This window comes from Xanthomonas euvesicatoria pv. euvesicatoria (assembly GCF_020880415.1).
Taxonomy (GTDB): Bacteria; Pseudomonadota; Gammaproteobacteria; order Xanthomonadales; family Xanthomonadaceae; genus Xanthomonas; species Xanthomonas euvesicatoria.
In genome coordinates this window covers 210,945-225,102 of sequence record NZ_JAJIUJ010000049.1, presented here as the reverse complement: position 1 = coordinate 225,102, position 14,158 = coordinate 210,945, and the positions used below count along the sequence as shown (strand labels likewise).

Below are 14,158 nucleotides of genomic sequence, written 5' to 3'. Positions count from 1 at the left end.
CGATCGCCTTGGATGTCGTAGGAGCGCACCCGGGCGCGACGGGCCGTCCCGGCAAGCCCGGCGGGCGATGGGTGCGTTGTTGCTGGACGGTCTCAGCTGATCGTGCCGACCAGCTTCAAGCGCTTGTCTTCTGGCACTTCGCTGTAGGCCAGCACCGACAGGCTGGGCACGCTGTGGCGCACCAGACGGGCCAGTGCGGCGCGCACCTGGCCGGGCACCAGCACCACCGCCGGTTCGTTGCGGGCTTCCTGCTTGCCCACGCAATCGGCCAGGCTCTGGTGCAGGCGTTCGGCCAGCCCGGGCTCCAGCGCCACGCCGTTGCCGTGGGTGGATTCCTGCAGGACGCGCTCCAGCTGCGGGGCCAGGGTGAACACCGGCAGCTCGGCCGACATGCCGGCGATTTCCTGCACGATGAAGCGGCCCAGCGAGGTACGCACGGCGGCGGTGAGGGTGGCCGGGTCCTGGCTATGCGGGGCGTGTTCGACCAGCGCTTCGACAATCTTGCGCAGTTGCCGCACCGGAATCTTCTCGATCAGCAGGTTCTGCAGCACGCGCACCACCACCGACAGCGGCAGTGCCTTCGGGGTGAGGTCTTCGACCATCTTCGGCGCGGTCTTGGCCAGCGTGGCCAGCAATTGCTGCACTTCTTCATGGCCGAGCAGTTCGGGCGCATGCTCGCGGATCAGGTGCGACAGGTGGGTGGCGACCACGGTCGCCGGGTCGACCACGGTGTAGCCCATCGATTCGGCATAGGCGCGCTGGTGCGGCTGGATCCAGGTGGCGTCCAGGCCGAATGCCGGGTCCTTGCCGGGGATGCCGTCGAGCTGGCCGAGCGCACCGCCCGGGTCCAGTGCCAGTTCGCGGTCGGAATAGATTTCTGCGGTGGCCACCGGCACGCCATGCACCAGTAGCCGGTAGGCATTGGCCGACAGTTCCAGGTTGTCGCGGATATGCACCGGCGGCACCAGGAACCCGATGTCCTGGGTGAGCTTGCGGCGCACGCCCTTGATGCGCGCCATCAGTTCGCCGCCCTGGTTCTTGTCCACTAGCGGGATCAGCCGGTAGCCCACTTCCAGGCCCAGCGGGTCGATCGGGCGCAGTTCGTCCCAGCTCAGCTCGGCGCTGGCCTGGGCGGCGGTCGCCGCGGCCGCCGCCTGCGGATCGGCCGCCGGATCGCCGGCCGCCGGCTTTGCCAGGCTGCGCTTGTACAGCTTCCAGGCGATCACGCCCAGGACCAGGCCCAGCGTCAAAAACGCGACGTTCGGCATGCCGGGCACCAGGCCGACCAGGCCGAGGATGGCCGCAGCCACCGCCAAGGCGCGGTGCTGGCCGAACACCTGGCTGACCATGGCCCCGCGCATGTCCTGCGCACGCGAGGCGCGGGTCACCAGCAAGGCGACCGAAGACGAAACCAGCAGGGCCGGCAGCTGCGCCACCAGGCCGTCGCCGATGGACAGCAACGTGTAGGTGGAGGCGGCATCCATGAAGCTCATGCCGTGCTGGAGCATGCCCACCGCCATGCCGCCGATGAGGTTGATGAACAGGATCAGGATGGCGGCGATGGCGTCGCCGCGGATGAACTTGTTGGCACCGTCCATCGCACCGTAGAAGTCGGCTTCCTCGCGCACTTCCTCGCGGCGGGCCTTGGCCTCCTCGCGCGTCAGCAAACCGGCGTTGAGGTCGGCGTCGATGGCCATCTGCTTGCCGGGCATGGCGTCCAGGATGAAGCGCGCGGTCACTTCCGACACGCGTCCGGCACCCTTGGTGATGACCACGAAGTTGATGATGGTCAGGATCGCGAACACCACGATACCCACGGCGTAATTGCCGCCGATCACGAACTGGCCGAAGGCCTCGATGACCTTGCCGGCGGCGGCGTGACCGTCCTGGCCGTTGATCAGGATCACGCGGCTGGAGGCGACGTTCAGCGCCAGCCGCAGCATCGTGGTCATCAACAGCACGATCGGGAAAATGGTGAATTCCAGCGGGCGCTGCACGTACACCACCGCCAGCAGCACCATCAGCGAGATGGCGATGTTGAAGGTGAACAGCGCATCCAGCACCGGCGCGGCCAGCGGCACCATCAGCATGGCCAGCATGGCCATCAGGGCCAGCGGGGCGCCCAGGCCGTTGCGCAGCAACTCCATGACGCGGCGGGCGTTCATCGGGGCGGGGCGGGCGCTCATGCGCTGGCTCCCTTGCCGAACTCATCCACCTCAAGCGAGGGCAGTTCCGGCATCGGGCCGCCGTTCCAGCCACGCAGCTGGTAGACGTAGGAGAGCACCTGGGCCACGACCGAATAGAGTCTCACGGGAATTTCCTTGCCGATTTGCGCTTCCCTATACAAGGCGCGTGCCAAAGGCGGGGCGGTGACGATCGCCACCCGGTGCTGTTCGCCGGCTTCGCGGATGCGGAAGGCCATTTCGTCCACCCCCTTGGCCACCACGATCGGGGCGCGCATCTTGCCGCCTTCGTACTTGAGCGCCACCGCGTAGTGGGTCGGATTCATCAGCACCACGTCGGCCTTGGGCACCGCTTCCATCATCTGGCGCTGCGACATCTGCATCTGCATCTGGCGGATGCGGCCCTTCACTTCCGGGCTGCCCTCGCTTTCCTTCATCTCGCGCTTGATCTCTTCGCGCGTCATCTTCAGCTTCCGCAGCCAGTTCCACTTCTGGTACGGCGCGTCGATGGCGGCCAGCAGCACCAGCGCGCCGGCGGTGTAGAACAATAGGCTCTTGGTGAAGTCCAGCCCGTTGCCGATGGCCTGTTCCAGCGGCTGGTTCACCAGCGAGCGCAGGCCGTGCAGGCCCTTGGAAATGCAGAAGCTGGCGGCCAGCCCGACAAACAGCAGGCGCAGCACCGACTTGATCAGCTCAGCCAGGCTGTTGCTGCCCCACATGCGCTTGATCCCGTTGGCGGGGTTGAGCTTGCTGAGGTCGGGCATGATGGCTTTGCCGGAAAAGCGCAGGCCGCTCATCATCAGCGGGCCGGCCAGCCCGGCAGCCAGGCAGATGCCGATCAGCGGCAGCATCACCCACAGCAACTGCAGCAGCAGATCGCCGAAATGGCCGAACAGCGCCATCGGGGTCTCGCGCAGCTTCGGGTCCGGGCTGAGCGCGGTCTTCATCCACACCGCAGCGCCATCGCCGATGCCGCGGGCCAGCACCATCAGCGCGAATACGCCGGCACCGAACACCGCTGCGGTCGACAACTCGCGCGACTGCGGAATGTTGCCCTGCTCACGGGCCTCGCGTAGGCGTTTTTCGGTGGGAAGCTCTGTACGCTCGCCGCCGTCTTCGGACTCGGACATGGAGGTGCCGGTGGGGGATTAATCCAACCGATGCAAGCGGCGTTCCAGTTTGTGGAGCTGGGAATCGGGATTCGGGATTCGGAAAAGCGGTGGCTGCGGGTTGCACCGTAGGCCAGACGCCGGGGCTGCAGCAAGCGGCTCAGCTGACCAGGCGGCGCGGGCCGTCGCGCTGGGCGACCACGGTGGCGATGAAGCGTTCGGCGTCCATCGGCCGGCCCAGCAGATAGCCTTGCAGCTGGTCGCAGCCCAGCCGTTCCAGGGTGTTGCGCTGGGCGAGGGTTTCCACGCCTTCGGCCACCACTTGCAGGCGCATGGTGTGCGCCAGCGCGACCACGGCCGCCACGATGGCGATGTCTTCGGCGCTGCCGTCCATGGCCTGGACGAAACTGCGGTCGATCTTGAGCTCGTGCGCCGGCAGCTTGCGCAGGTAGAGCAGGTTGGAATAGCCGGTGCCGAAGTCGTCGATGGCGATGCGCACGCCCAGCGCGTTGAGCTGGCCCAGGGTGCGCAGGCAGGCCTCGGCGTCGCGCATGGCCATGGTTTCGGTGATTTCCAGGGTGAGCTGGCCAGGGGCCAGCGCATACTCGCTCAGCGTGGTGGCCACTTCGTCCAGCAGGCTGGGCGAGGCCAGCTGGAGGGCCGACAGGTTGACCGCCACCCGCCAGTCGCCGTGCCCGGCCTGCCGCCAGTCGCGCATCTGGCGGCAGGCCTGCCGCAGTACCCAGCTGCCGAGCAGGCCGATCATGCCGCTGCGTTCGGCCAGCGGAATGAAGCTGTCCGGCGGCACCAGGCCGCGCTCGGGGTGCTGCCAGCGGATCAGCGCTTCGGCGCCGATCGGGCGGCCGTCCTCGGCACAGTACTTGGGTTGGTAATGCAGCACGAACTGCCCCAGTTCCAGCGCGCGCGGCAGTTCCTGCAGCAGCTGCAGGCGGTCGCGGGTGGTGGCCGTCATCGAGCGTTCGAAAAAACTGTAGCGGTTGCGGCCGGCATGTTTGGCATGGGTCATTGCCGCATCGGCATGCGTCAGCAGCTGGTGCTCGCTACCGGCGTCTTCCGGGTACAGCGCAATGCCAATGCTGCTGCTCAGGCGCAGCTCGTGGTTGGCCACCAGGAACGGCACCGCCAGCGCCTGCACCAGGTGCGCGGCCAGCGCAGCGGCATCTTCCGGGTCGGCGATGTCGGCCACCAGCACGAATTCGTCTGCGCCCAGCCGCGCCAGGCTGCCATGCGCGCGCCGGTGCGCGTTCAAGCGCTCGGCCACCACCACCAGCAGGCGGTCGCCCAACGCATGACCATAGCCGTCGTTGATCACCTTGAACCCGTCCAGGTTGATCAGCATCACCGCAAAGCGCTGCCCCTGGCGCTGGGCGCGTTCGATGTTCTGCACGAGATGCTCGTGCAGCAGGATGCGGTTCGGCAGCCGGGTGAGTGGGTCGTGCAGCGTGGCCAGTGCCAGTTCGGCATTGGCCTTGGCCAGCGACTGCGCCAGCACATCGGTGCGCTGCTGAAAGCGGCGCGACAGCAACGAAATGACCAGCGCCAGCATCAGCAGGACCAAGGTCACCAGCACCACCACCGCCGTCAGCCACGACAACGGCAGATGCGTATCGGCCACCGCGCCACACACGCTACCGGGCGCGAACCGGGCGGCGGCCATGCCGGTGTAATGCATGCCCACGATGGCTACGCCCATGATCGAGGCGGCGATCAGGCGCAGGCTGGAGCGCTGCCCATCGTGGCGCAGCCGGAACGCGATCCACAACGCGGCGGCAGAGGCGCCGATGGCGATGGCGATCGACAGCCCGAACAGCAGCGGGTCGTAGCGAATGGCCGGCACCATGCGCAGCGCATCCATGCCCATGTAATGCATCAGCGCAATGCCCAGTCCCATCAACAGCGCGCCCAGGCCCAACCGAAGCGACGGCAGGTCCGCGCGCGAGGTCAGCCAGAGCGCCAGCGCCGAGGTCAGGATCGCCGCCAGCATCGAATAGCACGTCAGCGCCAGGTCGTAGCCGACCGGAATCGGCAGGCGAAACGCCAGCATGCCGACGAAGTGCATCGACCAGATGCCCATGGCAATGGCGCCGCCCACCAGCCACGCGGCTGCGATGCCGCCACGACTGGCAGTGGTGCGTGCGGCCAGATACAGCGCGGTGTAGGAAGCCAGCACGGCCACTACCAGCGACAGCATCACCATGCCAGGGTTGTAGGTTCCGACCACCTATCCACTTCCCACGTCGAAAGACGCGTTGCCCAAGACCTAGCGACCCCTTGCGCGACTTCTTGAGCGCGGGGAAGCGGCCAAGGCCATCAACCCGGCGTTGCCGCCAGAGACGGCACGCTCGAAGGTCCTGCGGCCGCCCTGCGTGCGCTGTCGGCGTACCCAATCACGGCATGGTCGCGCATCGACTGCCGGTGCGCCGTGGCTTGCCGATGAGACGCGTGCGCTGCCTGCCTGCGCGTGCCCGCCGGGCCTGGCCGCCTGCGCGGCTCATGCCACCGAACTTTCCGGTTCCTCCGGTTCGATCCGGTTACGGCCGGAGCGCTTGGCCCGATACAGCGCCTCGTCCGCACGCGCCAGCTGCGAGGCGGCGGTATCGCCGACGCGGAACCAGGACACGCCCACCGAACAGGTCACCTGCAGCGGGCGTGCGGCGCCCACTTCGTAGGGCGCAATGCTGAGCGCTTCGTGGATGGCGCGCAGCCGGTGCTGGCTCTGTTGGCTCATGCCTGGCAGCAACAGCAGCAATTCTTCGCCGCCGTAGCGGCCCACCTTGTCCGAATCGCGCAGGCAGGCCGTCAGCCGTGCGCCCACCTTGGCCAGCACCGCATCGCCGACCAAGTGCCCATGTTCGTCGTTGACCTGTTTGAAGTGGTCCAGATCGATCAACACCACCGCCAGCGGATGCTCGCCGTGCGCGCAGCCCTGCAGTTCTTCGGCCATCGCTTCCAGGATGCCGGAGCGGTTGAGCAGGCCGGTCAGCGCGTCGTGGCTGGCCTTCAAGGCCAGCGCCGCACGTGCGTTTTCCAGTTCGCGTTTTTCGCGCTCCAGCTGGTAAGTGCGCTCGGACACCAATTCGGCCAGCATGCGTTCGCGCGCCACCAGATGGCGGTGCCGCCAGCGCCACAGGCCGATCAGCAGGCCGCCGCCGATCAACACATACAGCGCGATCGCCGGCGGGCTGCGCCACCACAGTGGCGCGACCGCGAAGGGCAGGTCGGCGATCGGCGAAGCGGTGCGACGGTAGCGGTCCAGCACCTGCACCTGCAGGCGGAAGTGCCCGGAAGGCAGCGGTGGCTGGTCGATGGAGAGGTTGTCGCTCTGGATCCATTGGTCGTGCAGGCCGAGCAGGCGATAACGTACCGTCAGGCGGCTGGGGTCGTCGTAGACCTCCATCGTCGACAGCTCGATGTGCAAGGGCTTGTCGCTCCAGCCCAGCAGCTGCCCGCGCTGCACCGGCATGCCGCCGCGGCTGACGCTGTCGATGCGCACGCTGGGTTGGCGTTCGTCGAACAGGCGCGCCGGGTCGCTCACGTGGCTCACCCCGCGTGCGGTGCCGATCCACACCGAACCGTCCGGATCTTCGGCAAACGCGGCCTCGGAAACGTCATCCCAGATCAGCCCCTGCGACTGCGACAGATGCGCCCAGCGCTCGCCGTCGTAGACCTCGACGCCGCGCGCATGACCCACCCAGACCCGGCCGAAGCTGTCGCTGCGCAGCAGGTACACGCCGACATCGCGCAGCGCCTCGTCGCTGATTTCCTGCAGGTCCAAGCCGTCGTGCAACAACATGCCGTGCCACAGGCCGGGGCGATAGAACGCCAGCCACACCTCACCGCTGTCGCTGATATGGAACTTGGCGATCCATGGCTCCGGCGCGCCGCCGTTGACCTTGACCCTGACCTTGGACCACCGCCCATCGCGCAGCTGGAACAAGCCGTTGGAGCTGGAAACCCACAGCGTGCCGTCGGCGGTTTGCTGGATGTCGGTGTAGGCGATGGCGGGCACATCGGCCACGGCCTGCATGCTGCCGCTGTCGAGCGGGTGTTCGATCACGAACAAGCCGCCGGCGCTGAGCATCCACAGCCGGCTCTGGCGGTCGATCAGCAGGCGACGCGCAGTGCGCGGCAACTTGGCGATCTGCGCGCTGCGCCCATCCGGCCAGGTGCGGCGCAGGAAACCGGCCGAATTGAGCGTCCACAAGCTGCCGTCTGCGCAGCGCTGCATGCCTACGACCTGGATCCCGGCGCTTTGCAGGGCCGGGACGAAGCGCTTGTCCGGCTCGGCCTGGCGGCCGATGCCGTGCTCGTTGCCGACCAGCAGTGCGCCCTGCGTGTCGCGGGCGATCGACCAGGTCGGCGCGGCCGGCATGCCTTGCGAAGCGTCCCAGTTTTCGATCCATTCGTAGCCGGCCCAGCGCACCAGACCTTCGCCGTCCACGGTCATCCAGATATCGCCATCGCGGTCCACCAGGATCGCGTCGCTGCTGCCGGGTGGTAGCCCATTGTCTGCGCCAAAAGTGCGCCAGTGGCCGTTTTCCCAACGCGCCAGGCCGTCGTTACGACGCACCAGCACGCGTCCTTCGCTGTCCATCACCAGCGCCGCCGGCCGCCCGACCGTGCTGCCATCCAGCAGCGGCAGCGAGCGAACACTGAAGGCACTCGCCCCGCGTGCGCGATAGAGCAGGGTGCCCGCACCGCGCACCCACAGCCCGCCGTCGTGGTCGCGCAACACGCTATACCACCGGTCGTCCGGCACCCCGTGTTCGGGTCCGAATACCTGCACCTTGCGCTGCGCATCGATGGCGCACAGCTTGCGTGCGCAGCCCACCCACAGCGTGTCGCCGTCCACCGACAGGCTCAGCGACTTGGACAACTCGGGAACGCGTACGCGGGTTGCGGTGTCCAGCAACGGTTCGCTGTGCCAGCGATCGTTGGCGCGGCCCTGCAGGATTTCCAGCGTGCCGCCATTGGCCAGCACCGTGCCCCAGGGCAGGCTGGCGAGCTGCATCTGGTCCCCCAGGTGCTCGGCTTCATCGGGCTGCAGTTTGCGGAAGCCGTGCTCGTCGCCGACGAACAGTGCCTGGAAGCCGGCCACCCACAACCGCCCATCGGCGGTTTCGGCGATCGAGGTGGTGGGCTCGTTGCGCAGGCCATCCAGCGGCACCTGTTGGAAGATGCGCCCGTTGTAGCGATACAGCCCGCTCTCGGTGCACACCCACAGCAAGGTGGCGCGGGTCTGCAGCAGGCAGGTACCGGCAAGCCCGAGCAGGCCCTGGTCGTGGGCATAGCGGCGGATGCTGGCGCTTTGCGCACCGGCCAGGTCGGCCAACGACAGCAATGCCAACAGCACCACGACGGCAAACGGTGCACGCCGGTGCGACGACCTCCATTGGCGGTGCTCAAACCCCACGGACGTTGCAGTCTCCCACGCATCGGCAATGCGGTCCGCGCCCCTCGCGCGGTGTCTCAGGCTTGCCTTGGCAGCCCCCCGTTGCAGGCCGCATTGGAATCACTAGCGGCTGCCAACGCGTAATCCTTTAATGCTTCAGCGAGCACGACGGCGTGAGGAACTGGCATACGCGGCTGGTTGCTGGCGTGTTGTAGGACGCAGGTCACACGGGTGCGCAAGCGCGATTCACCTGTCGTCCCTGCCGGGCTTTGCATGGCGCGGTACTGGGCAGGCGCAGGCTTGCGCTTGACCAGGCGTTGCAATCGATTGTCGGCGCTTGTGCGTCTCCGGCGTGCGGGTGGAACAGGTGCAATGCGCGGCAAGCTCAGCTGCGCTGCCGTCACACCTGATCGAACGTATCCAGCGGCACGTGATCGTAATCGATGCGATTGCGGCCACTGCGCTTGGCCCTGTACAGCGCTGCGTCGGCGCGAGCCAGCAGTTGCTCGAGCGTTTCGCCACGCTGGAACCAGGCCACGCCAACCGAACAGGTGACATGCAGCCAGCCGCCATCGATGGGGTAGTCGCCGCAGATGCCGTGGTGCAGGGCGTCCAGCCGATGGGTGGCATCCAGGTTCAGGCCTGGCAGCAGCGCCAGCAATTCTTCGCCGCCATAACGGCCGATGCGGTCGTCGCCGCGCATCAGCGTGTCCATGCGGCGGCCGACCCCGGCCAGGACGGCGTCGCCGGCCAGATGGCCATGCTGGTCGTTGACCAGTTTGAAGTGGTCCAGATCGATCAACACCACCGCCAGCGGACGCCCGGTGTGTTCGGCGTGCAGCAGCATCTCGCGCAACGCGGCCAGGATGCCGGCGCGGTTGAGCAGGCCGGTGAGTTCGTCGTGGGTGGCCTTGAGCGAGAGTTCGGCGCGCGCCGCTTCCAGATCGCGCTTGTCCTGTTCCAGCTCGGCGGTGCGCTTGGCCACCAGTTGCTCCAGTTCGCGCTTGCGTCGCAGCAGTTTGGCAGTGCGCCAACGCAGCAGCGCGATCACCGCCGCGATGCTCAGCAGCACGTACCCGACAATCGCCGGAACGCCCCGCCACCACGGTGGCACCAGCTCGAACCCGAAGCGGGTGATCGGGCTGCTGCTGCGCTGGTAGGCATCCATTGCCTGCACTTCCAGCGTGTAACTGCCTGGCGGCAGCAGCGGGTAGGTCAGGTGGCTGAGCGAGGTGCTGGTCCAACTGGCCTGATGGCCTTCGACCCGGTACCGGAAGCTGATGCGGTCCGGGCCGCCTTCCGCCCCCGGGGTGCTGAGCTCCACATCCAGCGGCACCTGCGACCACTCCACCCGGGATTGCGGCAGCAGCGGTTGGCTGCCGCGGCGCACATGCAGGATGTCCACCCGCAGCGGCGGTGCGGCGAACAGGCGCATCGGATCCAGCAGGTGGGTCAGGCCACGGCTGCTGCCGAGCCAGACGCTGCCATCGGTGTCTTCGAAAAATGCATTGGCCGACATGTCGTCCCACAACAGCCCTTCCGTGCGCGTGGCCCGCGACCAACGACCGTTCTGGTACACATCCAGGCCCTGGCTGCTGCCCAGCCACAGCCGGCCCTTGCTGTCGTGGCGCAGGATGAAGGGCATCACCCGCGCCACCAGCGGGTCGTCCACGGCGGCAAGCGTCAGCACGCCGTCGGCCTGCAGCCGGCCATGCCACAGCCCGGTATCGCGCAGCGACAGCCAGACCTCGCCATCGGCGCTGAAATCGAGCAGGAAGAAATCCTGGCTGGGCAGGTCGCCGCGCACCTGCACGCGCTGCCAGTTGCCGTCTTTTGCCTGCAGGAACAGGCCTTCGCGCGTGCTGGCCCACAGCCGCCCCTGCGGATCCAGGTCGATATCGCCCACGAAGGCTGCCGGCAGGGCCGTTTCGCGCTCGGCCCGCAGCGGCGTGTCGCGCTGTACGCGGTACAGCCCACGCGGGGTGGTGATCCACAAGGTGCCGGCCGTATCGAACATCAGCCTGTTGATCGGCAGGTCGAGCTGCAGCACATCGGTGGTCTTGCCGCTGCGCGGGTCGCGCCGCGCCACGGCTCCGGACGAGCGCGCCACCCAGGCCGCACCATCGTCCGGCGACAGTGCAATGGAAATGGATTGCAGCAGGGGTTGGCCGTTCTCCAGCGTCCACGGCTGCATGCGCCCGCTACGCGGATCGAGCATATTGGAACCGGCATCGCCACCGACCAACAGCTCACCGCTGGGCAGTCGCTGGCTCACCCAGGTCGGCGCTTCGGCCAGCCCCTGGCTTTCGTCCCAGTGTTCGACGGTGCCGTAGCCCAGCCAGCGCTGCACACCCAGGCCGCGCGTGCCGATCCACAGGTGGCCGGTGCTCTGCATCATCAACGGGCCAACCATGGGGCTGATCTGCAGCCCCTGGCTTTGGCCGAAGTAGCGCCAGTGGTCGCCTTCCCAGCGCACCAGGCCGCGGTCCGAACGCGTCAGCAGGCGGCCCTGCGCGTCTTCCGACAGCGTCGTGGCACCGGAGAGGGTGTTGAACCGGGTGCCCGCCGGCGCCGGACGATTGCGGAACACGCGCTCGCCGGCAGCGCGTGAGAGCACCAGCCCGCCCCCACGCAACCACAAGGTGCCCAGGTGATCGCGAAAGATCGCGCGCCATTGCCGTTCGGGCACGCCATCGTCCTCGGACAGCAGGGTGATCCTGCCGCCGGCATCGATCCGGCAGACGTGCTGGCCGCAACTGGCCCATAACGCGGTTCCATCGGCCAGCAAGGCCCTGCCGGCCGGCAAGAGGCGTCCATCGTCCATCTGCAAGGGCAGGGGGTTGACCGACCAGCCGCCTGCGGCATTGGGCGACACCCGCAGCAGGCTGTTTTCGCTGACCACCACCACGCCATCGGCGTAGGCGGCAACGACATTGCCGCTGTCGGCACGGATCGGCTTGCCCTCGCGCAGCACCTGCACGAAGTCGTTGCCCTCGCGCACGAACAGGCCATTGGCGCTGGACACCCACAGACGTCCGGCCGCATCCAACCCGAGCGCGCGGATATAGCGCGCATCCAGCCCGCTCTCCTTGCCGACCGGGGTGAAGTGTTCGCGTTCGAAACGGTGCAGCGCCAGCTCGGTGCCGACCCAGACCACGCCCTGGCGATCTTCGAGCAGGCTGTTGACGGTCATGCCCTGCAGGCCATCGGCCTGGGCGTAATCGCGGAAGCTGTAGGTTTGCGCCCAACTTGTGCCGCAGATCAGCACCGCTGCCAGCAACAGCCACGCCCTCGCACGCAGGCGAGCGCCTTGCAATCGCATCGGGGCCAACAGCGCAGGCACAGTAAGCATCGATTCCCGTGGGATGGGTAAGTGTTGGACGACGATACGCAGCGTCAATCGTGTAGGGGCTTTAGCGGCTGCGCGGCTAGAAACTTGAGGCGTGTCACGGTTTGAAACGGTGCAGGCGGGGCGGCCCGTCGAAGTGGTGGCGGCGCCGGCAAGTTGGCGGCCTGCCGTGCTTGCAGTGGTCGGCCATTGTTCTAGTGTGGGTCAGGCCGTCAGCTCTCTGGCGGCATCGAAGGCGGTATCGAACATGCGTTGCACCGGCGGGGCGAACTCGCTGGCGAAACTCGACAGTAGGAACAGCCCCAGCAACACCGTCAGCGGCAGGCCCAGTTGCATGGGATTCAATGCCGGCGCCGCCTTGGCCAGCGCGCCGAAGGCCAGGTTGACCGCCAGCATCGCCACCATCATCGGCAAGGCCAGGGTCAACCCGCCGCGCAGGATCTGCAGGAACAGGGTGGGCGCCACTTCGGCGAATGCGCCGGCATCGGGCAACGCGGTCCCGATCGGCAACGCCTTGTAGCTGTCCACCAGCAATGCGATCACCGCCAGATGCCCGTTGGCCGCGAAGAACAGCAGCCCGAAGCCGAGATAGAACCACTGCGCGATCACCCCCGACGTCACGCCGCGCATCGGGTCGGACATCTGCGCGAACGACAGGCCGGTGGACTGCGACACCAGTTCGCCGGCCAATGCGCCGGCTTCGAAAATCAGCTTCAGCATGAAGCCCATGCTGGCCCCGACCGCCAGCTCGCGCGCAATGCTCAGCACTGCCTGGGCGGTAAAGCCGTCCCACTCCGGCACCGGCGGCAGGATCGGCGCCAGCACCATCGCCAGCGTCCCGGCCAGCATCACCCGCACCCGTCCGGGCACCGCCCGCGTACCGATCAACGGCATGGCGGTGAGCAACGCACCGGTGCGCAGCATGGTCCACATGATCGCCCCGACCATCGCGAACGCGCGCTGGCCATCGATCACCATCTGGGTTGCAGAATCCATCCGGTCTGGCCCGCTAGCCGATCAGGTGTGGAATGCGCTGGAATAGCGCGATGGTGAACTCCACCAGATGCCCCAGCAGCATGCTGCCGGTGGCAAACAGCGTGGCCGTCAGCGCGACCGCCTTGGCCACGAAGGCGATGGTCGGCTCGTTCAACTGGGTGGCGGCCTGCACCACGCCAATCACCACGCCGACCACCAGCACGGCCAGCAACATGGGCCCGGCGATCCACAGGACGGTGACCAGGCCACCACGCAATTCAGTCAGGGCGATTTCAGGGCTCATGGGAGGTGCTGATGCAAGTGGGGTGCCAAAGGGGCGGGGATTCGGGATTCGTGGTTCGGGATTGGTTGGCGAACGGGGATCTGAGTTGCCTCGTGTTGCACTCGCTGTCGCTGTCGCTGTCGCTGTCGCTGTCGCTGTCGCTGTCGCTGTGCTCTGGCTTTGGTTTGCTGTTGCCTTGCTGTCGGCTTTACGGGCCCCCATACCGCAGCGGCGGGCCGCGTGGGTCAAACCCCGAAGGGGCGGCGCGCATGGATGCGCGACGTTTTTCAAAGGGACATGGATGTCCCTTAGAAAAATTCCCACGTGGACTGCGTACCCGTAGCGCCTTGGCGCGTAGGGGCGCGAGGACGGGGTGTGTTTCTTTGGTTACTTTCTTTGCACAAGCAAAGAAAGTGACTCGTTCCCCGAAGGGGAGCGAAAGCCCTGTACTTGAGTTTGCTCGGTTTGCAGTTTCGTTTTTGGTGTGAGACAGAGAAATCAACGGCTTTCACGCCCTGCGGGCGCGAGTCACTTTTCTTTGCTTGTGCAAAGAAAAGTAACCAAAAGAAAGCACACCCCGTCCTCGCGCCCTCCGCGCCTACGGCGCTGCGGGTGCGCAAGTCCGGCAGAAATTTTTGTAAGGGACATCCATGTCCCTTACAAAAACGACGCGCATCCATGCGCGCCGCCCTGCGGGTTGTATCTGCCGGCCTTGCCGCTGCGGTATGGGGCCCTGGAGAAGCTAGAAGCCAAAGCGAAGCACAAAGGCAAAAAGCGGAAGGCAAAAAGCGGCAAGCGGAGCTGATGGTTGAGCAATGCAACCCCGCAGTGCGCGAAAATCAGTCA

At 66.9% G+C, this 14,158-nt stretch carries 7 protein-coding genes; all 7 read right to left on the bottom strand.

Features of this window, described 5'->3' with window-relative positions; all coding sequences use genetic code 11:
- Nucleotides 1–92: 92 nt before the first annotated feature.
- The 7 genes from flhA to LN450_RS09365 all read right to left on the bottom strand — a co-directional run bounded on the left by flhA (nt 93) and on the right by LN450_RS09365 (nt 13,333).
- The gene (gene flhA / locus LN450_RS09395) at nt 93–2,165 is read right to left on the bottom strand and encodes a flagellar biosynthesis protein FlhA (RefSeq protein ID WP_029819345.1); all 2,073 of its coding nucleotides are present in this window, start codon (nt 2,163–2,165) and stop codon (nt 93–95) included.
- 17 nt (nt 2,166–2,182) lie between these two features.
- The gene (gene flhB, locus LN450_RS09390) at nt 2,183–3,313 is read right to left on the bottom strand and encodes a flagellar biosynthesis protein FlhB (protein WP_008572477.1); all 1,131 of its coding nucleotides are present in this window, start codon (nt 3,311–3,313) and stop codon (nt 2,183–2,185) included.
- A gap of 139 nt (nt 3,314–3,452) precedes the next feature.
- On the bottom strand, nt 3,453–5,534 hold the full coding sequence (locus tag LN450_RS09385; protein ID WP_011347260.1) for a putative bifunctional diguanylate cyclase/phosphodiesterase: 2,082 nt from the start codon (nt 5,532–5,534) through the stop codon (nt 3,453–3,455).
- Between the two features lie 270 nt (nt 5,535–5,804).
- The gene (locus LN450_RS09380) at nt 5,805–8,726 is read right to left on the bottom strand and encodes a ligand-binding sensor domain-containing diguanylate cyclase (protein ID WP_011347261.1); all 2,922 of its coding nucleotides are present in this window, start codon (nt 8,724–8,726) and stop codon (nt 5,805–5,807) included.
- Nucleotides 8,727–9,105: 379 nt separating this feature from the next.
- On the bottom strand, nt 9,106–12,057 hold the full coding sequence (locus tag LN450_RS09375; protein WP_011347263.1) for a diguanylate cyclase domain-containing protein: 2,952 nt from the start codon (nt 12,055–12,057) through the stop codon (nt 9,106–9,108).
- Between the two features lie 201 nt (nt 12,058–12,258).
- A complete protein-coding gene (gene fliR, locus LN450_RS09370; protein ID WP_008572484.1) occupies nt 12,259–13,050 on the bottom strand; it encodes a flagellar biosynthetic protein FliR in 792 nt (263 codons plus the stop codon).
- 13 nt (nt 13,051–13,063) lie between these two features.
- Nucleotides 13,064–13,333: a flagellar biosynthetic protein FliQ gene (locus tag LN450_RS09365; RefSeq protein ID WP_005917968.1), complete on the bottom strand. Its 270-nt coding sequence runs from the start codon at nt 13,331–13,333 to the stop codon at nt 13,064–13,066.
- Between the last annotated feature and the right edge of the window lie 825 nt (nt 13,334–14,158).

Excerpts from the sequence above, each read along its gene's own strand:
- flhB (WP_008572477.1), bottom strand. The coding sequence starts at position 3,313 with ATGTCCGAGTCCGAAGACGGCGGCGAGCGTACAGAGCTTCCCACCGAA.
- fliR (WP_008572484.1), bottom strand. The coding sequence starts at position 13,050 with ATGGATTCTGCAACCCAGATGGTGATCGATGGCCAGCGCGCGTTCGCG.
- LN450_RS09365 (WP_005917968.1), bottom strand. The coding sequence starts at position 13,333 with ATGAGCCCTGAAATCGCCCTGACTGAATTGCGTGGTGGCCTGGTCACC.
- LN450_RS09375 (WP_011347263.1), bottom strand. The coding sequence starts at position 12,057 with ATGCTTACTGTGCCTGCGCTGTTGGCCCCGATGCGATTGCAAGGCGCT.
- flhA (WP_029819345.1), bottom strand. The coding sequence starts at position 2,165 with ATGAACGCCCGCCGCGTCATGGAGTTGCTGCGCAACGGCCTGGGCGCC.